Origin of the sequence: uncultured Frigoribacterium sp. (genome assembly GCF_963515265.1) — a bacterium.
GTDB lineage: Bacteria > Actinomycetota > Actinomycetes > Actinomycetales > Microbacteriaceae > Frigoribacterium.
This window is the reverse complement of sequence record NZ_CAUPYL010000028.1, coordinates 1-21,063: the sequence shown is the minus strand read 5'-3', so window position 1 is coordinate 21,063 and position 21,063 is coordinate 1. Positions and strand designations below refer to the sequence as shown.

Annotated in this window: 18 protein-coding genes, 1 tRNA gene, 1 other RNA gene and 1 pseudogene; 6 read left to right on the top strand and 15 right to left on the bottom strand. The window is 72.0% G+C overall.

What is annotated here, in order from left to right; all coding sequences use genetic code 11:
• Nucleotides 1–474: pseudogene (locus RWM17_RS04845) on the top strand (hypothetical protein); the annotation flags it as partial.
• A gap of 309 nt (nt 475–783) precedes the next feature.
• Here the strand turns inward: RWM17_RS04845 and ffs are convergent.
• Nucleotides 784–880: signal recognition particle sRNA small type (ffs, locus tag RWM17_RS04840), an RNA gene on the bottom strand.
• Nucleotides 881–934: 54 nt separating this feature from the next.
• Here ffs and RWM17_RS04835 point away from each other — a divergent pair.
• Entirely contained in the window at nt 935–1,615 is a 681-nt protein-coding gene (locus tag RWM17_RS04835; protein ID WP_314101845.1) for an SDR family oxidoreductase, read from the top strand.
• A 56-nt stretch (nt 1,616–1,671) separates the two neighbouring features.
• On the opposite strand, the gene RWM17_RS04830 is transcribed toward RWM17_RS04835, so the two are convergent.
• The 4 genes from RWM17_RS04830 to RWM17_RS04815 all read right to left on the bottom strand — a co-directional run bounded on the left by RWM17_RS04830 (nt 1,672) and on the right by RWM17_RS04815 (nt 6,839).
• Nucleotides 1,672–2,865 carry an acetate kinase gene (locus RWM17_RS04830; protein ID WP_314101843.1) on the bottom strand — a complete coding sequence of 398 codons (1,194 nt, stop codon included), beginning with the start codon at nt 2,863–2,865 and terminating at the stop codon, nt 1,672–1,674.
• A complete protein-coding gene (gene pta, locus RWM17_RS04825; protein ID WP_314101841.1) occupies nt 2,862–5,009 on the bottom strand; it encodes a phosphate acetyltransferase in 2,148 nt (715 codons plus the stop codon). The genes RWM17_RS04830 and pta overlap by 4 nt, the downstream gene beginning before the upstream one ends.
• Nucleotides 5,010–5,052: 43 nt before the next feature.
• Complete coding sequence (locus tag RWM17_RS04820) at nt 5,053–6,492, bottom strand: amino acid permease (protein ID WP_314101839.1); 1,440 nt, start codon at nt 6,490–6,492, stop codon at nt 5,053–5,055.
• 128 nt (nt 6,493–6,620) lie between these two features.
• Nucleotides 6,621–6,839 carry a hypothetical protein gene (locus tag RWM17_RS04815; protein ID WP_192169332.1) on the bottom strand — a complete coding sequence of 73 codons (219 nt, stop codon included), beginning with the start codon at nt 6,837–6,839 and terminating at the stop codon, nt 6,621–6,623.
• Here RWM17_RS04815 and RWM17_RS04810 point away from each other — a divergent pair.
• The gene (locus RWM17_RS04810; RefSeq protein ID WP_314101837.1) at nt 6,838–7,461 is read left to right on the top strand and encodes a GNAT family N-acetyltransferase; all 624 of its coding nucleotides are present in this window, start codon (nt 6,838–6,840) and stop codon (nt 7,459–7,461) included. The genes RWM17_RS04815 and RWM17_RS04810 overlap by 2 nt on opposite strands.
• Before the next feature lie 393 nt (nt 7,462–7,854).
• On the opposite strand, the gene RWM17_RS04805 is transcribed toward RWM17_RS04810, so the two are convergent.
• Nucleotides 7,855–7,939, bottom strand: a tRNA-Ser gene (locus RWM17_RS04805).
• A gap of 143 nt (nt 7,940–8,082) precedes the next feature.
• Here RWM17_RS04805 and RWM17_RS04800 point away from each other — a divergent pair.
• A complete protein-coding gene (locus RWM17_RS04800; RefSeq protein ID WP_192042140.1) occupies nt 8,083–8,454 on the top strand; it encodes an RNA-binding S4 domain-containing protein in 372 nt (123 codons plus the stop codon).
• 182 nt (nt 8,455–8,636) lie between these two features.
• Nucleotides 8,637–9,260 carry a hypothetical protein gene (locus RWM17_RS04795; RefSeq protein WP_314101835.1) on the top strand — a complete coding sequence of 208 codons (624 nt, stop codon included), beginning with the start codon at nt 8,637–8,639 and terminating at the stop codon, nt 9,258–9,260.
• Nucleotides 9,261–9,325: 65 nt separating this feature from the next.
• Here the strand turns inward: RWM17_RS04795 and RWM17_RS04790 are convergent, their stop codons facing one another.
• From RWM17_RS04790 to RWM17_RS04780, 3 genes are all read right to left on the bottom strand, one after another.
• Nucleotides 9,326–11,293 carry a helicase HerA-like domain-containing protein gene (locus RWM17_RS04790; protein ID WP_314101833.1) on the bottom strand — a complete coding sequence of 656 codons (1,968 nt, stop codon included), beginning with the start codon at nt 11,291–11,293 and terminating at the stop codon, nt 9,326–9,328.
• Nucleotides 11,294–11,302: 9 nt separating this feature from the next.
• A complete protein-coding gene (locus RWM17_RS04785; RefSeq protein ID WP_314101832.1) occupies nt 11,303–12,022 on the bottom strand; it encodes a phosphatase PAP2 family protein in 720 nt (239 codons plus the stop codon).
• 88 nt (nt 12,023–12,110) lie between these two features.
• Nucleotides 12,111–13,340, bottom strand: a complete 1,230-nt coding sequence (locus tag RWM17_RS04780; RefSeq protein WP_399540091.1) for a multidrug effflux MFS transporter — start codon at nt 13,338–13,340, stop codon at nt 12,111–12,113.
• A gap of 300 nt (nt 13,341–13,640) precedes the next feature.
• Between RWM17_RS04780 and RWM17_RS04775 the strand changes: the two genes are divergently transcribed.
• Nucleotides 13,641–14,210 (top strand): TetR/AcrR family transcriptional regulator, encoded by a 570-nt coding sequence (locus RWM17_RS04775; RefSeq protein ID WP_314101830.1) that lies wholly within the window; start codon nt 13,641–13,643, stop codon nt 14,208–14,210.
• 22 nt (nt 14,211–14,232) lie between these two features.
• Here RWM17_RS04775 and RWM17_RS04770 read toward each other — a convergent pair whose 3' ends face one another.
• From RWM17_RS04770 to RWM17_RS04745, 6 genes are all read right to left on the bottom strand, one after another.
• Nucleotides 14,233–14,805 carry an MOSC domain-containing protein gene (locus RWM17_RS04770; RefSeq protein ID WP_314101828.1) on the bottom strand — a complete coding sequence of 191 codons (573 nt, stop codon included), beginning with the start codon at nt 14,803–14,805 and terminating at the stop codon, nt 14,233–14,235.
• A 91-nt stretch (nt 14,806–14,896) separates the two neighbouring features.
• Nucleotides 14,897–15,994, bottom strand: a complete 1,098-nt coding sequence (locus RWM17_RS04765; RefSeq protein ID WP_314101826.1) for a sugar-binding protein — start codon at nt 15,992–15,994, stop codon at nt 14,897–14,899.
• A gap of 101 nt (nt 15,995–16,095) precedes the next feature.
• Nucleotides 16,096–17,469, bottom strand: a complete 1,374-nt coding sequence (gene mmsB / locus RWM17_RS04760; protein ID WP_314101849.1) for a multiple monosaccharide ABC transporter permease — start codon at nt 17,467–17,469, stop codon at nt 16,096–16,098.
• A gap of 5 nt (nt 17,470–17,474) precedes the next feature.
• A complete protein-coding gene (gene mmsA / locus RWM17_RS04755) occupies nt 17,475–18,995 on the bottom strand; it encodes a multiple monosaccharide ABC transporter ATP-binding protein (protein ID WP_314101847.1) in 1,521 nt (506 codons plus the stop codon).
• A 330-nt stretch (nt 18,996–19,325) separates the two neighbouring features.
• Nucleotides 19,326–20,345 (bottom strand): LacI family DNA-binding transcriptional regulator, encoded by a 1,020-nt coding sequence (locus tag RWM17_RS04750; RefSeq protein ID WP_314101825.1) that lies wholly within the window; start codon nt 20,343–20,345, stop codon nt 19,326–19,328.
• A gap of 104 nt (nt 20,346–20,449) precedes the next feature.
• Nucleotides 20,450–21,063 (bottom strand): MFS transporter (locus RWM17_RS04745; RefSeq protein ID WP_314101824.1); only part of this gene is annotated, 614 nt, incomplete at its 5' end.

The window sequence follows — 21,063 nt, the reverse complement described above, 5'->3', positions numbered from 1 at the left end:
GGCCGGCACCGCACCGCCGGCACCGCCGGCACCGCCGCCGTGTCGACGGTCGTCGCGCTCGCCCTCGCCGCGACCCTGACTGCCGCTCCTCCCGAGCCCACCCTCGCCGCCTTCGGGGACACGGCCCGCGCGACCGGGACGGCGACCACGGGGACCCTCGTGGGCGCCTCGGCGATCGCGTGCACCGGCGGAGGTCTCCTCGGGGCCCCCGTCCTGTCGTGGGACGTCCCGACGCCGCTCCCCGCGGGCGGAGTCGAGCCGCCGTCGTGGAACGTCTACCGGAACGGCGTGACCCTGCCTGTCGCCACCGTGACGACGAGGAGCTACCAGGTGCCAGCGGAGATCCTGGGCGTCAGCACCGCGACCTACCGCGTGCAGGGCACGGCCGGCACCGCGCCGTGGTCGTCGCCCTTCTCGGGGACCCGAACGGTGAACTTCGGCCTGCTGGGAGTCACCTGCAGCACGGCGACGTGACCCGCCGACCCTGACCGCACCACACAGGACGCGGCGCCGAAGCGCCGGGAGCGCAGCGGCGCACCGTCCCGACAGCGCGACCGGCTGATCCCGTCCGCACCAGGCAGGACACCGCGCCGACGCGCCGCAGGGGCGGCGGCGCGCCGTCCCGACAGCGCGACCGGCTGATCCCGTCCGCACCACACAGGACGCGGCGCCGAAGCGCCGCGGGGGCAGCGGCGCACCGTCCCGACAACGCGACCGGCTGATCCCGTCCGCACCACGCAGGACACCGCGCCGAAGCGCCGCGGGGGCAGCGGCGCGTTAAAAAATAGAGACCCCTCACGCACCCGCCAGAGCCCGGTTGCCCTTGCTGCGTTTCCGCCCTGGGGGAGTTGGCCTGGATGGCGCCACGTGAGGAGCCTCGAGAAGTTTAGCGGCTCCTGGGTGGTCTGCGCGACACGGGGTGTTCCCTGGGTGCATGAGAATCGTCATCGCCGGAGGACACGGCAAGATCGCCCAGCTCCTCGAACGCCGACTCGCCGACGCCGGGCACGACCCGGTCGGCATCGTCCGCAACCCCGACCACACGTCCGACCTCGAGGCGGCGGGTGCCCGCGCGCTCGTCCTCGACCTGGAGCAGATTGACGTCGAGACCCTCGCGGGTCACCTCGACGGTGCCGACGCCGTGGTCTTCGCAGCCGGCGGCGGGGGCGGCAGCGGCGCCGAGCGCAAGCTCACGATCGACCGTGACGGCGCCGTCCTGCTCGCCGACGCGGCGGAGAAGGCGGGCGTCTCCCGCTACGTGATGGTGTCGGCCATCGGCACGGACGACTTCGACCCCGAGAAGGCCCAGCTGCCCGCCGAGGACGACGACGCCGTCTACCAGGTGTACATGCGCGCGAAGAGCGAGGCCGACGCCGACCTGCGCGCCCGCGACGGCCTCGACTGGACCGTCGTGCGCCCCGGCGGCCTCACCGACGACCCCGGCACCGGAAAGGTCACGGTGGGCCAGACCGTCGAGCGGGGCACGGTCTCCCGCGCCGACGTGGCGGAGGTGATCGCCACGGCGATCATCGAGGGCACCGCGGTCAGGACGCAGTTCGAGCTCGTCTCGGGCGAGACCCCCGTCTCGGACGCGCTCGCCACGATCAAGTACTGAGGTCGACGCAGGGGCCGCCCCTCTCGTCGTCCGGCTGACGGGCCGGCCGCCACGACCTAGCGGAGCGCCGCGGCCTGCCGGGCGATCTCGAGCTCCTCGTTCGTGGGGACCACGAGGACGTCGACGGACGCTCCGTCGGGCGAGATGCGGCGGGCGTCCCGCGAGGCGAGCTCGTTGCGGTCGTCGTCGACCCGGATGCCGAAGAAGTCGAGCCCGGCCAGCGTCCGGCGGCGCAGCAGGGCGTTGTTCTCGCCCACGCCCGCGGTGAAGACGACCGCGTCGAGGCCGCCGAGCTGGGCGACGTAAGCGCCGACGTAGTGGCGGATGCGGTGGCGGTAGACGGCCAGCGCCGACTCCGCCACGGCGTCGCCGCGCGAGGCGCTGTCCTGCACGTCGCGCATGTCGCCGCTGCCGGTGAGGCCGAGCAGCCCGCTGCCCTTGTTCAGCAGGGTCTCGAGCTCGTCGAAGTCGAGACCCGCCTCGCGGTGCAGGTGGAAGACGGCTGCCGGGTCGATGTCGCCGGACCGCGTGCCCATGACGAGCCCCTCGAGGGGCGTCATCCCCATGCTCGTCTCGATCGAGCGGCCGCCGTCGATCGCCGCGGCGGAGGCGCCGTTGCCGAGGTGCAGGACGATGATCTTGAGCTCGGCGAGCGGACGGCCGAGGAACTCGGCGGTCTTCTCGGACACGTACTTGTGCGAGGTGCCGTGGAACCCGAACCGGCGCACGTGGTGCTTCTCGGCCAGCTCCGCGTCGATGGCGTAGGTGTACGCGGCAGGCGCCAGCGTCTGGTGGAACGCCGTGTCGAACACCGCCACGTGGGGCACGTCGGCGAACGCCTCCTTCGCGGCCCTGATGCCCTGCAGGTTCGCGGGGTTGTGCAGCGGCGCCAGCGCGGAGAGGCGGTCGATCGCCTTCTCCACCTCGTCGGTGACGAGGGTGGCCCGGTCGAAGTCCACTCCCCCGTGCACGACACGGTGGCCGACGGCCGTGGGCGGGTGCTCGTCGAAGGAGGGGCCCTGCGCGGCGAAGGCGGCCATCATCGCCTCGAACCCGGCCGCGTGGTCGGCGATCGGCTGCGAGTCGTTGCTGCTCTCGGCACCCGTCAGGTGGTTGCGGTGCCGGGTCTGGCCCACCGCCTCCCCGATCCGCTCGACCAGCCCCGACGCGAGCGTCGTCTCGTCGTCCAGCTCGATCAGCTGGTACTTGAACGAAGACGAGCCGGAGTTGACGACGAGCACTGCGCTCACGGGGTGTTCCCTTCGGTGGTGGTGGAGGTCTCGGCGGCGGCGGCCTCGGTGCCGGCCTGGATGGCGGTGATGGCCACCGTGTTGACGATGTCGCCGACGAGCGCGCCGCGCGAGAGGTCGTTGATCGGCTTGCGGAGGCCCTGCAGGATGGGCCCGATCGCGACCGCCCCCGCGCTCCGCTGCACGGCCTTGTACGTGTTGTTGCCGGTGTTCAGGTCGGGGAAGATGAACACGGTCGCCCGCCCCGCGACCTCGGAGTCGGGCATCTTCGCGGCGGCCACGACCGGGTCGGCTGCGGCGTCGTACTGGATCGGGCCCTCGACGAGCAGGTCGGGGCGGCGCTCACGCACCAGCGCCGTCGCGGCGCGGACCTTCTCGACGTCCGCGCCCGAGCCGCTGTCGCCCGTGCTGTAGCTGAGCATCGCGACGCGCGGCTCGATGCCGAACTGCACCGCGGTCTCGGCCGACGAGAGGGCGATGTCGGCGAGCTGCTCGGCGGTCGGGTCGGGGATGACGGCGCAGTCGCCGTAGACCAGCACGCGGTCGGCGAGCGCCATGAGGAACACGCTCGACACGACGCCGACGCCCGGCACCGTCTTGATCACCTCGAACGCGGGGCGGATGGTGTGGGCGGTCGTGTGCGCCGCCCCGGAGACCATGCCGTCGGCGAGGCCGAGCTTGACCATCATCGTGCCGAAGTACGAGACGTCCGTGACGGTGTCCATCGCCATGCTCGCCGAGATGCCCTTGTGGGCGCGCAGCTTCGCGTACTCGGCGGCGAACTGCACCTGCAGGCTGGCGTCGAACGGGTCGAGCACCCGGGCGTCGGCGAGGTCGAGGCCGAGCTCGGCGCCGCGTGCGCGGATCACGCCCTCGTCGCCCAGCAGCGTGAGGTCGGCCACGCCGCGCTGCAGCAGCGTCGACGCGGCACGCAGGATGCGGTCGTCGTCGCCCTCGGGCAGCACGATGTGCTTCTTCACGCTCCGGGCGCGCTCGAGCAGCTGGTGCTCGAACATCAGCGGCGTGACGACGCCGGAGGGGCTGACCTCGAGCAGGCGGAGCAGCTCCCTGCCGTCGACGTGCGTCTCGAAGAGCGACAGCGCGAGGTCGTACTTGCGGGGCGAGTCGGCGGCGAGACGGCCCCGGGTCTGGGTGATGGCCAGCGCGGCGTCGTAGGTGCCCAGCTCGCTGCGGGCGATGGGCAGCGTGCTGCCGAGGCCCTCGACGAGGCGGTCGACCTGGGGCGCCAGCGCGAAGCCGCCGTTCAGCACGACCGCGGCGAGCGACGGGAACGTCTCGGACGCGTGGGCGAGCACCGTCGCGACGAGGACGTCGGACCGGTCGCCGGGCACGACCACCACGGCCCCCTCGATCAGCCGCGGGAGCACGTTCTCCATCGACATGGCGGCGACGACGACCCCCTCGACCTCACGGTCGAGCAGGGCCTCGTCGCCGCGCAGGAACGTCGAGCCGGTCGCCCCGAGCACGGCGCGGACGGTGGGGGCGACGAGGAGGCGGTCCTCCGGCAGCGCCCAGACGGGCACGGTGCCCGAAGGGCTCGCGGCGAGCGCCTGGCCCACGCCCTCGACGACGTCGTCGAGGTGCTCGGGGTCGACCCGGTTCGCGACGACGGCGAGCAGGCTGGCGTGCTCGTTGCGGAGCTCGGCCGTCGTGACCTCGGCCACCTGGCGCATGTCCGCGCCGGTGCGAGGGGTCGTGCCGTCGGCGGCGCTGCGGCCGCCGAGGACGAGCAGCACGGGGGCGCCGAGGTTGGCGGCCACCCGGGCGTTGAAGGACAGCTCGGTGGGGCTGCCGACGTCGGTGTAGTCGGAGCCGATCACGACGACCGCGTCGCACTGCCGCTCGACGGCGGAGAACCGGCTGACGATCGCGGCGAGCGCGGCGTCCGGGTCGCGGTGCACGTCGTCGTAGGTGACGCCGACGCACTCCTCGTAGTCGAGGTCGACGCTGTCGTGCGCGAGCAGCAGCTCGAGCACGTAGTCGCGCTCGCGCGTCGAGCGGGCCACGGGGCGGAACACCCCCACCCGGCCGACCTCGTGGCTCAGGGTGTCGAGCACGCCGAGGGCGATCGTCGACTTGCCGGTGTGGCCTTCTGCGGACGTGATGTAGATGCGGGTGGACACGTCGCCCAGCCTACGTCCGGCGGGCTCGGAGGCGCCGGGGAGGTCAGCGGGGCAGACGCGGGCTGTCCGGGTTCAGCAGCGAGTGCCTGCGGCCGTAGCCGAAGTAGAGCGCGAGACCGACGAGCAGCCAGATGCCGAAGCGCAGCCAGGTCTCCCAGTGCAGCTGCGAGATGAGGAACCCGCTCGCCAGCACCCCGAAGGCCGGGACGAAGGGCATGAACGGGAGGCGGAAGGTGCGCGGCTCGTCGGGCCTGCGGTAGCGGAACACGATGACCGCGACGCAGACGACCACGAACGCGGCGAGGATGCCGATGTTCGTCAGGTCGGCGACGGCGCGGATGGGGAACACCCCGGCGAGCAGCGCGGAGGCGATGCCCGCGATCCACGTGACGCGCTGCGGGACGCCCTTGCGGTCGGTCCGCGCGAACCAGCCGGGCAGCAGGCCGTCGCGGCTCATCGAGAACCAGACCCGCGTGACGCCGAGCAGGAACGTGAGCATGACGGTGAGGATCGAGATGACCGCGAACACCGAGATGATCGTGGCCACCACCGGCAGTCCGACGCTGCTGAAGGCCGAGGCGAAGCCGGCGGCCGGATCGATCTCGCGGTAGTCCTGCATGCCGGTGAGCACCAGCGTGGCGGCGACGTAGAGGATCATCGCGATGATCAGCGACAGGATGATCGCCTTCGGCATGTGCTTCTTGCCGTCGACGCTCTCCTCCGCCGCGGTGCTCATCGCGTCGTAGCCGAAGACGGCGAAGAAGACGGTGGCGGCCCCGGTGAAGACCGGCCCGAAGCCGTTGGGCACGAAGGGCGAGAAGTTCTCGGCGCTCAGGTGGAACAGGCCGATGCCGATGATGAACAGCACCAGCAGCACCTTGATGCCGACGGCGACGATCTCGAAGCGGCCGAACGCCTTCGACCCCCGGCTCAGGATGAAGGTGACGACCAGGCAGACGACGATCGCGGGCAGGTTGACCACGCCGCCCTGCCCCGCGTCGGGCGTCGAGGCGATCGCGTCGGGGAGCTGCAGCCCGAGCCCCGAGAGGAACGCGTCGAAGTAGCCCGAGATGCCGATCGCGACGACGGCCACGATGGCCACGTACTCGAGCAGCAGGTCCCAGCCGATGAACCAGCCGATGATCTCGCCGAGGGCGACGTAGCCGTAGGTGTAGGCGGAGCCGGCCCGCGGGATCATGCCCGCGAACTCGGCGTACGAGAGCGCCGCCGCGGCACTGGCGAGACCGGCGATCAAGAAGGAGAACAGGACGGCCGGTCCGACCCCGGGGTTCGCGTCGTCGCCGTGGGCGACGAGCCCCGCCAGCGAGAAGATGCCGACACCGATGATGCCGCCGACGCCGATGGCCGTCAGCTGCCACAGCCCGAGGCTCTTGAAGAGGCCGGTGCCCCCGGTCTCGTCCTCGATCTGCTGCACGGGCTTCTTGCGGAGCACCGAGCGGGATCCGTCACGTCGTGTGGTCACGAGCGCCTCCTGTGCGCACGCCGTCGTGCGCGGTCTGGCTGAGGGGCGCAGGTGCGCCGTCGCGATATGTTATCGCCGCGGCGGCTCCGGGCGGGAGCCGGTCTCCGGGTCCCGCCCGGCCCGACGGCTCAGGAGTAGTCGTGCTGCGCGACTCCGAGGGAGCGGTACACCGCGTTCCCCTCGGTCGAGGTGTCGGGGTCGAGCTCCCAGTTGACGTCGTCGCCGCCGTCGGCCGCGGGCCGGACGAGGCTCTTCTGCGGCTGGCCGCCGATCGACTCGAGCTGCTCGGTGCGGGCCTCCTGGCCGTCGTCGCCGAGGAAGGACGCGGTGTAGGTGTCGTCAGTCATGACCAGAACCTACGCGGGCGTCCTCGGGTCGGACCGGCGCCTCCGACGGTTCACAGGGTCGGACAGCCCGCACGCCGGGATCCTCGCCGGGCTCGGCCCCTCCTATGATCGTGCCGTGATCATCCGCCCCGCCGCCGAGTCCGACCTCCCCGGGGTCCTCGAGATCCACGCCGACGCCGTCGCCCGCTCGACGGCCATCTGGACCGACGTGGAGCCCGACCTGCAGGGGCGCCGCGACTGGCTCGCCGCCCACAGCCGCCCGGGGACGGCCGCGATCGTCGCCGTCGAGGGCGACCTCGTCGTCGGGTACGCGAGCTTCGGCCCGTTCCACGCCAAGGACGGCTACCGCCACACGGTCGAGAACAGCGTCTACGTGCGCGAGGGCCGCCAGGGCGCCGGCATCGGCCGCAGCCTGCTGGAGGCGCTGGTCGCCGGGGCCAGGGAGGCCGGCCACCACGTCATGGTCGCCCTCGTCGAGGCCGGCAACGAGGGCTCGGTGCGGCTGCACCGGTCGCTCGGCTTCGAGGACGCGGGGCTGCTGCGCGAGGTCGGCGTCAAGTTCGGCCGCTGGCTCGACCTTCGGTACATGACGCTGATGCTGGACGGCACCGCCGCTTCCTAGGCCCGCCGCACGCCGCCTGCGCCGCCACCGCTCGAGCTACACCCCTGGACCCGCACTACACCCCCGGAACGGAGGGTGTTGTGCCGATCCGGGGGTGTGATTCGCGCACATACGGCCAGGTACACCTCGTCTCGAACGCGCAATTGCCGCTGCGCTGTCATGCCCGGCGCGACGGCCGCCTCCTGGGCCGCCGTCGAGCGGGCCCCTCGGAACCCACGCGCACCCTCGGGCGCGCGGGAGGGTGCGCGCGGGTTCGAGGGGTGCGGGCGGCGCCGCACGGGCACGAACGCACGAACGGCCCTCCCGAAGGGGAGGGCCGTTCCGGTGTCGCCCGAAGGGCGAACCAACGGTGGACGAGCGATGGCCCTCCCGCAGGGGAGGGCCATCGCGACGCGGAGGATAGGGGATTCGAACCCCTGAGGGCTTGCACCCAACACGCTTTCCAAGCGTGCGCCATAGGCCACTAGGCGAATCCTCCAGGGCGGGCGACAGAATCACTGGCGCACGACCTCGTCCATGGTAGCGGACGGCGCGAGGTGCTGCGGACGCACCTGCGGCGGGCGGCGGGCCGAGGAGGCGGCGGGCACGCGGCGCGCGGCCGGCCCGACGTAGCATCGTCGGATGGACTCCCCCGCCTCCGCCCGCGTCGACAGCTGGCTGTGGGCGGTCCGCGTCTACAAGACGCGCTCGGCGGCGACGGCGGGCTGCCGCGCCGGGCACGTCCGGGTGAACGGCGAGCGGGTCAAGGCGTCGCAGTCGGTCCGGCCCGGCGACGAGGTCCGGGTGCGCGTGGCCGGGTTCGACCGGATCCTCGTGGTCCGCACGTGCCTCGTGAAGCGGGTGGGCGCCTCCGTCGCCGCCGAGGCGATGACCGACCTGACGCCGCCTCCTCCCCCGCGCGAGGAGACCGCCGTGGTGGCGGTCCGGGACAGGGGGGCCGGTCGACCGACGAAGCGCGAACGCCGCGACCTCGAGAAGCTCCGCGACCGCTGACGAGGCAGTCGGGCACACGCCGGTGAGTCGACGCCGGGAGGCTGCCGAGCCGCACTTTCGCGGACCGGACAGAGCGGTCCGGCCCGGGGGGCGCCTCCCTTATGATCGGTGCCACGGCAGGCCGTCGGGTCGACGGTCGTCCTCTCTGAGGGGGGAGGCAGCCGAGGGCCGAGGGGGCTGACATGGTGACCGGTGTCGCGCGCGACGACTTCGAGGTGATCGCCGTGCCCCGGCGCACGATCGCCCGGACCGCCGTGCTCACCGCGGTCCTCAGCCTCGTGCCCGTGCTCGGGGCCCTGCTCTGGCTGACCTGGCCGACCGGCCGCTGGCCGGCCGTGCTGTGGGTCGCCGACGTGGCCGTCGTCGTGGGGCTCCTCATGTACTGGCGGTTCCGGGTCTCGTACGCCGGCGTCAGCTCGACGGAGTTCTTCAAGCGCGGATGGCTCCCGGGCAGCGTGCGGCTCCCCCGCGACGCCGTCGCGACCGTCCTCGTCGCGCGCACCTACCGCGGCGCCTCGACCGAGACGGTGCCGCAGCTGATCGCCCTCGGCCGCGACGGCGAGGTGCTCTTCCGCATGCGGGGCGGGTACTGGCCCGACGAGGCGATCACGGCCGTCACCGATGCACTCGGCAGCGCCGTGACGACGGTCTCGCGTCCGATGTCGGGGCCTGAGTTCTACCGCACCTGGCCCGAGAGCCGGTCGTGGTACGAGGGCCGCCGCTGGCTCAGCACCACGCTGGTCGTGCTGGCGTTCGCCGTCGCCACGAGCCTGCTGGCGGTCGTCTGGCAGGCCTTCACGGGCTGAGCCCTCCCTCGTCCCGCCAGCGCCCGCCTCCCCGTCGCGCTGCCACGGGCCACGCCCCGCCGGGCTCAGCGCCGGCGCAGCGTCCCGAAGATCCCCTTCACGACCTCGCGGACGATCGTCTTGCCGGCGCTCGAGCCGAGCACGTCCCCGAGCACGCCGCCCGCACCGCCGCCGGCGCGGCCACGACCGGACGACGAGGAGGAGCGGGTCGAGCCGCCCGTCCGACGCGCCCTCGTCGACGCAGCGGCACGCTCGGCCTTCTCGAACTCGCGTTGCTGGCGCTCGTACTCGGCCTGGGCGGCCTTCCGCTCCTTCTCGGCCGCCTTCAGGGCAGCCGCGTCGTGCTTCTCCCGGGCCGCCGCCTCCTTCGCCTGGAGCACGAGGGCCTCGTCGCGCGCGGTGGCCTCGTCGAGCTCGCGACGGCGCAGCGCGGCGGCCTCGAGCTTGCGGGCCAGCATCTCGCGCGCGGAGTCGCGGTCGACGGGCGCGCCGTAGACCGGCCAGAGCGGCGACGCGGCGACCCGGGCCGTCATCTCGTCGGCGGGCAGCGGCGACATCGAGCCCTGGGGCGCCCGGACCCGCGTCCACGCGACCGGGCTGGGCGCGCCCTTCTCGTTCATCACGGTGACGACAGCCTCCCCCGTGCCCAAGCTGGTCAGCACGGCCCCGAGGTCGTAGTCGCTCGTGGGGTAGGTCGAGACGGTGGCCCGCAGCGCCTTGGCGTCGTCGGGCGTGAAGGCCCGCAGCTGGTGCTGGATCCGTGAGCCGAGCTGCGCGAGGACGTCGCCGGGCACGTCCTTCGGGGTCTGCGTGACGAAGACGATGCCGACGCCCTTCGACCGGATCAGCCGCACGGTGCGCGTCACCTGGTCGAGGAACGCGTCCGAGGCGCCCGCGAAGAGCAGGTGGGCCTCGTCGAAGAAGAAGACGAGCTTCGGCCGGTCGAGGTCGCCCACCTCAGGGAGGTCGTTGTAGAGGTCGGCGAGCAACCACATCAGGAACGTCGAGAACAACGCCGGCCGGTCGTGGACGCCGGGCAGCTCGAGCAGGCTGACGATGCCGTGACCGTCGGCCGCGGAACGGAGGAACACGGCCGTGTCGATCTCGGGCTCGCCGAAGAACGCGTCGGCGCCCTGGTCGGCGAAGGTGATCAGCTCGCGCAGCACCACCCCGACGGTCGCCTTGCTGAGGCCGCCGAGCTCGGCGAGCTCCGCCTTGCCGTCGTCGCTCGTCAGGTAGCTGAGGACGCTGCGGAGGTCTGCCAGGTCGAGCAGCGGCAGCCCCGCTCGCTCGGCGTAGTGGAAGACGAGGCCGAGGCTCGACTCCTGCGTGTCGTTCAGGCCGAGCACCTTGCTGAGCAGGATCGGCCCGAAGCCGCTCACCGTCGCCCGCACCGGCACGCCGGGGCCGCCGTCGCCGAGCGAGAAGAACTCGGCGGGGGCCGCCAGGGGCGTCCAGTCCTGGCCGATGCCGCGGGTGCGCGCGAGCAGCTTCTCGCTGGACTCGCCCGCGGCGGCGAGGCCGGAGAGGTCGCCCTTCACGTCGGCCGCGAAGACGGGCACGCCCGCCGCGGACAGCTGCTCGGCGAGCACCTGCAGCGTCTTCGTCTTGCCCGTGCCCGTCGCGCCCGCGATCAGGCCGTGCCGGTTCAGCATGCCGAGCGGGATCCGCACGGGGACGTCGGCGAGCGCGTCGCCGTTCACGAGCGAGCCGATCTCGAGGGCCGGGCCCTCGGTGGCGTATCCGGCCCGCACCGCGTCGACGGCGGCGGACGAGAGCGGACCCGAGGAGGCGGTCGTCACCTCGGCAGGACCGGCAGCGGCGACCGGGTCGGCCGTACCTGCATCCGGTGCTGGGGTCGCTGCCGCCCGGGCGTCCTGCTCGGCCTCGGCCGCCTCCTGCGCCGCTGCCTCGGCCTCGGCCGCGAGCTCCTCGGCCCGCGCCAGCGCCGCCTCCGCGTCGCGCTTCGCCTGCTCGGCGGCGGCGACCGCCGCGGCGGCCTCCGCCCTGGCCTGGTCGAGGGGGTCGGTCATGGGGTCAGCCTAGGCACCCGCACCGGCGCGCGGCTGCCACACCCAGCCGCGCCCCCTGACCCTCTCCTGCTCGTCGAGCAGCCGATGGGCGACCGGGGCCCAGAGGACGACCGCGACGCCGGCGCCGATCAGCAGCCCGCCGATCGTGTCGGTCAGCCAGTGCGCCCCGAGGTAGGTGCGGCTGAGCAGCATCAGCACGGTCCAGACGACGCCGGCCGCCCAGACCCAGACCCGGCGGAGCACGACGCCGAGCACGACGGCGAGGGTCGCGGCGTTGGCGGTGTGGCCCGACGGGAACGAGCCGTAGTCGCTCACCACGAGGATCTCGGTCGGCCGCGCCCGTCCGAAGGTGTGCTTGATCACCTGGACGACGCCGGCGCTCAGGGCGCACGCGCAGATCCAGTAGAGAGCCGCCCACGGGCGCCGACGGAGCAGGAAGACCACGGCGACGCCGATCGGCACGACGAAGACTCCGATCAGCCCTGCCCCGACCGTGTCGAAGACGAGGGCCGGGGCGATCCAGAAGTCGCTGCGGTGCTCGACGAGCTCGTTCATGAAGCGCTCGTCGATGCCGAGCCGCCCTGCCCTCGCCGTCACGACCACGCCGATCAGCAGCACGACCCCGATCGCGCCGAGCGCGCTGAAGACCCACCACCGGCGCTGCACGCGCCGGGCGACGGTCGCCTCCCGCGGGGTGGCCGGCTTCGGGGCGAGGGGCGAGGTGTCCATCCGCCGACAGTACCGACGGAGGTGCGGCGCGGCCCGCCCGGGTCGGCCGGCGCCTCCTGGGGGCTGCTCCGCGCCTCCCAGGCCCGGCCTAGTGCGCGAGCGCCGGGACGCTGCGTGGCCGCACCAGCAGCCACAGGCTGAGGATGGCCACGGCCGAGGTGACCATCATCACGCTGCCCATCGGCACCGCGGTGTCGATCCCGAGGAAGCCGACGACCGGCGAGATGATGCCGGCGAGGCCGAAGTTGAGGGCTCCGAGCAGGGAAGCGGCCGTGCCGGCCTCGGCACCGTGGTTCGCGAGGCCCAGCACCTGCACCTGCGGGAACGTGAAGCCGCACGCCGCGATGAAGAACCAGAGCGGCACGAGGATGCCGAGCAGCCCCACGTGCAGCGAGTCGAGCAGCACGATCAGCCCGGCGCTGACGATCAGCACGGTCGTCGACCCCGCGAGGATGTACGCCGGGGGCACCCGACGGGCGAGGCGCGAGCTGACCTGGACGCCGACCACGATGCCGAGCGAGTTGATCGCGAAGAGGTAGCCGTACTGCTGGGCGTCGAGGCCGTACACGTCCTGGAAGAGGAACGACGAGGCGGACAGGTACGTGAAGAGGCCCGAGAAGACCATGGCGCCGATCAGCGCGACGCCGACGAAGACGCGGTCGCTGAAGAGGGCCCGGTAGCGCTGCCGGAGGGTCGTGTGGCCGGCGCCGTGGCGGGCCGACTCGGGCAGGGTCTCGACGATCAGGAAGATCGCCGCGAGCAGGATGAGCACGCCGTAGGCGACGAGGAACCAGAAGATGCCGCGCCAGTCGGTGAACCGGAGCAGCTGCGAGCCGACGACCGGGGCGAGCACGGGCGCGAGGCCGGTGACGAGCGCGAGGCGGGACAGCATGCGCACGAGCGGCAGGCCGCCGAACAGGTCGCGCACGGTGGCCATGGCGACGACGCCGCCGGCGGCGGCGCCCATGCCCTGCAGGACGCGGAAGACCGCGAGCCACGTGATGTCGGGGGCGGCGGCGGCGCCGACGCTGGCGCCGATGTGGACGGCGGTCGCCACGATGAGGGGCAGGCGGCGACCGACCTTGTCGCTCCACGGGCCGACGAGCAGCTGCCCGACCCCGAAGCCGATCGTCGTCGCCGTGAGGGTGAGCTGCACGAGGCCCGCAGTGACGCCCAGGTCGTCCTCGAGCGACGGGAAGGCCGGCAGGTAGAGGTCGATCGTGAGCGGGCCGAGCGCGGTCAGCGCGCCCAGGACGATCACGTAGACGAGCCTCTGGCGGCGGGTCAGGGCGTCACCGGGGTGGACGACGATGCTCACGGGGATGTCCTCACGACAGGGCCGACCAGGCGCGCTCGAATCGGTTCGATCCGACACCGCGCGACCTGGACGTGGTGGTGGGTGGGAGGGGTGACGCTGCGCACGGACGACGGGCGTGGTCGACATCGATCGTAGCCCCGCCTCGGCCCCGCCGACAGGGCCTCCGTCACGGCCTCGGCCGCACGACGGAGTCCGACTTCGCGACACGGCGTCGCCGAGGCCGACGGCTGTCGAGCACCACTAGGATCGGCTCAGCCGAGGCCCCCGCCGCGGCCACGGCACGACATCCAGGAGGCCTCCATGGTCGACGCCCGCATCGTCCAGACGACCAAGGCGCTGCACGGCGCCATCGTCGAGCTCGCGTCGAAGCAGCCCGTGTCGACCATCACGGTGGCCGACGTCACGCGCGCCGCGGGGATCAACCGTGCGACGTTCTACAGCCACGCGACGTCGCCGGGCGGCCTGCTGACCGACGTGATCACGCCCGAGCTCGACCAGATCCGCCTCGACGACCAGGCCGCCCGCGCGGCATCGACCGGTGCCGACGGGGCGGAGTTCACCAGCCGGGCCATCGAGCGCGTCGTCGACCACGTCGTCCGCTACCGCGACATGTACCGGCTCGCGCTGCCGGACGCGCTGGACGCGTCGATCCACCAGGCGCTCGCCGGCCACTTCGAGACCTCGTCCCTGCAGCACATCGAGGGTCTCCCCGAGGGCTCCCTGCCCGAGGGGCTGTCGGTCCACATCGCCGCCGGCTGGTTCGCCCACGCCCTCGTCGGGGCCATCGAGGCCTGGCTGCGGGGCAAGCGCACCAGCCGCAAGGCGCTGCTCGACACGATGGCCGCGATGACGCCGGCCTGGTGGCAGTGACCGCCGCCTCCTCCTCGCGCCCCTAGGCCGGGTGCACGTCGCGCGGGTCCGCCGGGTCGACCTCGACCGTCGCCGTGCCCAGCCGCAGGACGCCGTCCGTCAGCGGCTCGCAGCGCATCCCGCCGAGCCCCCTCATGGCCCGGAACGCCCCGGGAGCGAGCACGTGGTCCATCCACGCGCACGGGTTCGCCGGCCTGTTCACGCGCAGCAGGACCGGGCCGTCGCCGGTGTCGAGGCTGATCGTGCGTCCGCGCAGCGCGTCGACGTCGAGGCCGCGCGTCACGACGTTGCGCCGGGCCGCGACCGCGTCGAGCGGCTCGTCGAGGTCGAGGAGGCGCGCGACCGCCTCGAGGGACTCGGCCGCGAAGAGCGTCACCGACGCGCCCCGGTGCGCAGGCTTCGCGAAGTAGCGGTCGCCGACGATCCCGAGGCCGGCGCGGAGCTCGACGCTCTCGTGCAGCTCGGGCCCGGCGGGAGGCGGCTCGGGCCCGTCGGCGGGGCGGCCGACGTAGCGGGAGCGGGGCGACGCGAGCAGCAGCTCGATCGTGACCGGGGGCGCTATCGCGACCGTCGCCTCCTCGTTCCCTGCCGTCACGGCACCACCGTACCGGCCGGGGACGGCGAGAGCCGACCGCCCCGGTGCAGGGCGATCGGCTCTCGTGGTGACGCGGGTGGTGCGGGTGGCGCTACTTCGTCAGCGGGCCCAGGGTGGGGTCGTTGGCGTACGCCTCGGCGGCGTTCTCCTTGGTGACGATCTGCGGGGGCAGCAGGTAGGCCGGGACGATCTTCGAGCCGTTGTCGTACGACTCGTCGTCGTTCGTCTCGGCCTTGTCGCCCTCGGACAGCGAGGTCACCATGTCGATGGCCTGCGCGACCAGGTTGCGGGTGTCCTTGTTGATCGTGGAGTACTGCACGCCCTCCATGATCGACTTGACCGACTCGACCTCGGAGTCCTGGCCGGTGACGACCGGGACGTCCTTGCCGGCGCCCTGCACCGAGGTGATGATGGCGCGGGCCAGCGTGTCGTTGGGGCTCAGGACGCCGTCCAGCTCGGCGGTGCCGTAGGTGCTGGTCAGCAGCGAGTCCATGCGGCGCTGGGCGTTCTCGGCCTTCCAGCCGTCGGTCGCGGTCTGCTTGATGTCGGTCTGGCCCGAGGCGACGACGACGGTGCCGTCGTCGATGGCCGGCTGCAGGACGCTCATGGCGCCGTCGAAGAAGACCTTCGAGTTGGCGTCGTCGGACGAGCCGGAGAACAGCTCGATGTTGTACGGGCCCTCCGCCTTCTTGGCCTTCATGCCGTCGAGCAGGGCCTGGCCCTGGAGCTCGCCGACGTTGAAGTTGTCGTAGGCGACGTAGTAGTCGACGTCCTCGGTGTTGAGGATGAGGCGGTCGTAGGCGATGACGACGGCGCCCGCGTCGTGGGCCGCCTTCACCTGGGTGCCGAGCTGAGCACCGTCGGCCGCGCCGATGATGATCACCTTCGCGCCCTTGGTGACCATGGACTGGATCTGCTCCTGCTGGTTCGCGACGGTGCCGGAGGCAGCCGCGTACTGCACGTCGGGCTCGAAGCCCGCCTCGGTGAGGCCGTCGGTGAACAGGTCGCCGGCGAGGACCCAGTTCTCACTGGTCTTCGCGGGCAGCGCGACGCCGATGGTCGAGCCCTGCTCGAAGCCGGAGGCCGCGTCGCCCGAGCCGGCGTCGGTGCGAGCCGAGTTCGAGCAGCCGCTCAGGATCAGCGTCGTTGCTGCGGCGACCGCCATGGTCGCCAGCGCGATTTTGCGCATGCTGTGTCTACTTTCTTGTAGGGGGGTTGCAGGTGTGGGAGCTGGTGCTCCCGGGGAATGCGCGCCCGGCCGTCGGTGGACGGGCACGCGGAGGTGCGGGTCTAGTTGGGCGTGGTCGACGTGGGTCGCTGCACGTCGGTGAGGTCGCCGTTCGGCTGGACCGCGCCGGCGGGGGCGTCGGTCGCCCGGCCGACGCCGGACTGGCGGCCGGCGGTCGAGGTCTCGACCGACGCGGCAGGCGCCGCGATGCCGTCCTTGTCGCGGCGGAGGCCACGGGTCAGGAAGCCCGTGATGGACGGGCGACCCTGGCTCTTGTTGTAGACGTCGACGGCGACGGCGATCAGGAGCACGAGGCCCTTGATCATCTGCACCTTGTCCGAGCCGACGCCCATGAGCTGCAGGCCGTTGTTCAGCACGGCGATGACGAAACCACCGACGATCGAGCCGGTCACGGTGCCGATGCCGCCGGCGACGGCCGCGCCGCCGATGAAGACCGACGCGATGGCGTCGAGCTCCCAGTTCAGGCCGTCCTGGGGGCCGGAGGCCCCGGCCCGGGCGACGTAGATCATGCCGGCGAGGGCGGCGAGCACGGACATGTTCATCATCACGAAGAAGTTGATGCGCTTCGCGTTGACGCCCGACAGCTCGGCGGCGTGCGAGTTGCCGCCGACCGCGTAGATGTGCCGGCCGAAGATCGTGTTCTGCGTGATGAATCCGTAGACCAGCACGAGCACGCCGAGGATGATGCCCGACACGGGGAACGAGGTGCCGACCCGGCCGCCGCCGAAGAGCGTGGCGGCGTACAGGATGATCGCGACGAGCACGGCGAGCTTGACGAAGCTGACCCACAGCGGGGCCATCTCGCTGCCCATGGTGCGCTGCACCCGACGGAGGCGGAACTCGCGCCAGACGACGACTGCGGCGAGGATCAGGCCGAGCAGCAGGGTCGCGTTGTTGTAGCCGGTGTTCGGCCCGAACTCGGGCAGGTAGCCGGCGCCGATGACCGTGTAGGCCTCGGGAACGGGCAGCGTGGTGGCGTTGCCGACGAACTGGTTGGCGCCGCGGAAGAGCAGCATGCCCGCCAGCGTGACGATGAAGGCCGGGACGCCGACGTAGGCGACCCAGAAGCCCTGCCAGGCACCGATGGCCGCGCCGACGACGAGGCCGAAGACGATGGCGACGGGCCACGGGAAGTTCCAGGTCGTCATCGACGTCGCGACCATGATCCCGACGAAGGCGGCGACGGAGCCGACCGACAGGTCGATGTGGCCGGCGACGATGACCATGACCATGCCGATGGCGAGGATCAGGATGTACGAGTACTGGCTGACCAGGGCGATGAGGTTCGTCGGCTCGAGGGTGAGCCCGCCCGTCAGGAACTGGAAGATGACGATGGCCACCACGAGGGTCGCGATCATGCCGAACTGACGGGCGTTCGACGTGTTCCCGCCGAAGACCTTCTTCAGGTCCTTGATTCCGCTCATGCGGCCTGCTCCTTCTTCTTCGACGTCATGGTGCGCATGAGCGTCTCGGCGTCGGCGTCCGCCGCGTCGATCTCGTTGGTGACGGTGCCCTCGAAGATCGTGTAGATCCGGTCCGAGAGCCCCAGCAGCTCCGGGAGCTCGGACGAGATGACGATCACGCCTTTCCCCTGGGCTGCGAGCTGGTTGATGATGTTATAGATCTCGAACTTCGCGCCCACGTCGATGCCGCGGGTCGGCTCGTCCAGGATGAGCAGGTCGGGGTCGGTGAACATCCACTTCGCCAGCACGACCTTCTGCTGGTTGCCGCCGGACAGCTTGGCGACGCCCTCGTCGACGGTGGGCGTCTTGACCCGCAGGCTCTTGCGGTACTCCTCCGCGATGGAGTGCTCCTCGTAGGTGTTCACGACGGAGGCGCGGGAGATCTTCGAGAGCTTGGCCGCCACGGTCGAGCGCTTGATGTCGTCGAGCAGGTTGAGGCCGAGCACCTTCCTGTCCTCCGAGACGTAGGCGAGGCCGTTGTCGATGGCGTCACGGACGTTCTTGATCTCGATCCGCTCGCCGTCCTTGACGATCTCGCCCGAGACGAACTGGCCGTACGAGCGGCCGAAGATGCTCATCGCGAGCTCGGTGCGGCCCGCGCCCATGAGGCCGGCGAGCCCGACGATCTCGCCCTTGCGGACGGTGATCGACGAGCCCTTGCAGACGAAGCGCTCGGCGGTCTGGGGGTGGCGGACCCACCAGTCCTTGACCTCGAAGAACACCTCGCCGATCGAGGGCGTGCGGTCGGGGAACCGGCTGGCCAGGTTGCGCCCGACCATGCCGCGGATGATCCGGTCCTCGTTGACGCCGTCGGCCTTGACGTCGAGCGTCTCGATGGTCTTGCCGTCGCGGATGATCGTGATCGAGTCGGCGATGGCCTCGATCTCGTTGAGCTTGTGGCTGATCATGATCGACGCGATGCCGCGGCCCTTGAGCCCGCGGATCAGGTCGAGCAGGTGCTGCGAGTCGGCCTCGTTGAGGGCAGCGGTGGGCTCGTCGAGGATGAGCAGCTTGACGTTCTTGTTGAGCGCCTTGGCGATCTCGACCAGCTGCTGCTTGCCGACGCCGAGGTTCTTGACGGCCGTGTCCGGGTCGTCCTTGAGGCCGACGCGGGCGAGCAGGTCGACGGCGCGGGTCTTGGCGGACTGCCAGTCGATGGCGCCGAAACGGGTGGGCTCGTTGCCGAGGAAGATGTTCTCGGTGATCGACAGCTCGGGGATCAGGGCGAGTTCCTGGTGGATGATGACGATCCCCGCGGACTCGCTCGACTTGATGTCGCGGAACTTCTGCACGTCGCCCTGGTAGACGATGTCGCCCGCGTAGGTGCCGAAGGGGTAGACCCCCGAGAGGACCTTCATCAGGGTCGACTTGCCGGCGCCGTTCTCGCCGCAGATCGCGTGGACCTCGCCGGCACGCACCTGCATCGACACGTCGTCGAGCGCCTTGACGCCCGGGAACTCCTTCGTGATGGAGCGCATCTCGAGGATGACGGGAGAGTCAACGGCCACGGCCGGCACCCCCGCGGCTCCCGCTCATCGTGATCTGTGCTGCGCGCACGCTGACCTCCATGTATCGACTTCGTCGTCGTCACCGTCGGCCAGGGCCGGCGGGAACCATCGTCTTCTCTCGTCGCCCCGGCCCAGGCCCTTCGGGAGGGCCTGTGAGACTCGGGATGTGACCGTTCACACCGCGACTGGAGCAAAGCTAATCCCGGCGGGGGTCCCTGTCAAATGCCTCGGTCCACCGCGTGTCGCCGGGCCCTCGCGAGGACGCCCGACCGGCGCCCGGCAGGAGCGAGGGACCTCCTCCTAGAGGAACCAGGGACGATCGGTCGAGCCCCGGACCACGAGCTCCGGCGCGATCAGGGTGCGCCCCTCGACGGGCTTGCCGTCGAGCTCGGCGACGACGAGCTCGACCGCGCGGCGACCGATCAGAGCGAAGTCCTGGCGCACGGTCGTGAGCGGCGGCCAGAGGTGGGGAGCGGTCGGCGAGTCGTCGAACCCGACGACGCTGACCTCGCGCGGCACGTCGACGCCGGCCTCGCGGAACGCGTGCAGCAGCCCGACCGCCATGAGGTCGTTCGCCGAGAAGACGGCGGTGAAGTCACGTCGCCTCAGCAGCTCTCGCCCGGCGAGGTAGCCGAAGTCGGCCGTCAGGTCGCCGAGGATCGGCGGCTCGACCGTGAGCTCGGCCTCGGCCATCTCGTAGAGGAACCCCTGCATCCGCTCGTCGGCCTCGATCCAGTCCTGGGGGCCCGCGACGTGGACGATGTGCTTGTGGCCGAGGTCGATCAGGTGCCGCGTCGCCAGGCGCGCGCCGGCGTGCTGGTCGACGGCGAGGCTGTGCGCGTTGGTGCGCGGCGACGAGTCGAGCGCGACGATCGGCACCCCCAGCTCGAGCTCGTCGAGCACGGCGAAGAACTTGCGCTGGGGCGCGATGACGATGATCGCCTCCACCGCCTGGTTGCTCAGCAGGTCGATGCTCGCCCGCACGTCGTCGTCGGCGCGCGACGTGCTGGCGATGCTGAGCCGGTACCCGGCCGCCCTCGCCTCGACCTCGATGGCGTTGACCATCGTCTGCGGGCCGAAGTGGACGTTCTGCAGGGTGAGCACGCCGATGGCCTTGGACCGGCTCGTCGACAGCGCCCGGGCGGCCTGGTTCGGGCGGTAGCCGATCTGGTCGATGACGTCGAGCACGCGCTGCCGCGTCGCGGGGCGGATGCTCGGGCTGTCGTTGAGGACCCGCGACACCGTCTGGTACGAGACGCCCGCGAGGGCCGCGACGTCGCGGATGTTCGGCGCGCGCACCTTCTCGACCTCGTGCTTCACGTCGCTCCATCGCTGATCGGCGATGTGACCGTACACATCGCGCGCTGCAGACCATTATGCAGACTTCGGCGGGCGTCCCTCGACCGAGGGGCGAGGAGCCGCGCTCAACGACCGCGCGGCGCCCCGCGACCGCTCACCAGCAGCGCGGTGAGCGCGACGACCGCGGCGACGGCGAAGCACGCCACGAAGGCGGCGGGCTCGTCGGCGCCGCCGAGCTGGAGGAACGCGGCCCCCGTCACGGCGAGCGCGATCGCCGAGCCCGACGAGTCGGCGATCGTCAGGGCCGAGCTGTTGAAGCCCTTCTCGTCGTCGCGCGACCAGCGCAGAACGAGCACGGAGAAGCGCGGGTACATGAAGCCCATCCCCGCGCCCGCGAGGGCCCAGCCGGTGATGACGACGGCCGGGTGCAGGTGCCCCAGGGCCGACGCCCCGGCGGAGAGGACGCCGACGAGCACCAGCACGATGCCGACGCGGATGCCGGTCCGCTGGGCGACCCGGTCGCCGAGCCGCCCCTGGGCCCAGCTCGCGGCGGCCCAGGCGACGGCGCCCAGCGTGAGGGTGATGCCGGAGGCGGCGGGCGCGAAGCCGTACTGCGACGACAGCATGTAGGGGAGGTACACGTCGCTGCCGAGGAAGGCCGCGCCCACGAGACCGCGCAGCAGCACGAGGGCCGGGACGCCCGCGGCCGCGACGAGGGCGCCGCGGGGCAGCAGCGGCC

Bases quoted from the DNA above. Each gene is read 5' to 3' on its own strand.
- RWM17_RS04810 (WP_314101837.1), top strand. From the start codon at position 6,838: ATGACCAGAACCTACGCGGGCGTCCTCGGGTCGGACCGGCGCCTCCGA.
- RWM17_RS04795 (WP_314101835.1), top strand. From the start codon at position 8,637: ATGGTGACCGGTGTCGCGCGCGACGACTTCGAGGTGATCGCCGTGCCC.
- RWM17_RS04775 (WP_314101830.1), top strand. From the start codon at position 13,641: ATGGTCGACGCCCGCATCGTCCAGACGACCAAGGCGCTGCACGGCGCC.
- RWM17_RS04835 (WP_314101845.1), top strand. From the start codon at position 935: ATGAGAATCGTCATCGCCGGAGGACACGGCAAGATCGCCCAGCTCCTC.
- mmsA (WP_314101847.1), bottom strand. From the start codon at position 18,995: ATGCGCTCCATCACGAAGGAGTTCCCGGGCGTCAAGGCGCTCGACGAC.
- RWM17_RS04815 (WP_192169332.1), bottom strand. From the start codon at position 6,839: ATGACTGACGACACCTACACCGCGTCCTTCCTCGGCGACGACGGCCAG.
- RWM17_RS04785 (WP_314101832.1), bottom strand. From the start codon at position 12,022: ATGGACACCTCGCCCCTCGCCCCGAAGCCGGCCACCCCGCGGGAGGCG.
- RWM17_RS04790 (WP_314101833.1), bottom strand. From the start codon at position 11,293: ATGACCGACCCCCTCGACCAGGCCAGGGCGGAGGCCGCCGCGGCGGTC.
- RWM17_RS04765 (WP_314101826.1), bottom strand. From the start codon at position 15,994: ATGCGCAAAATCGCGCTGGCGACCATGGCGGTCGCCGCAGCAACGACG.
- RWM17_RS04800 (WP_192042140.1), top strand. From the start codon at position 8,083: ATGGACTCCCCCGCCTCCGCCCGCGTCGACAGCTGGCTGTGGGCGGTC.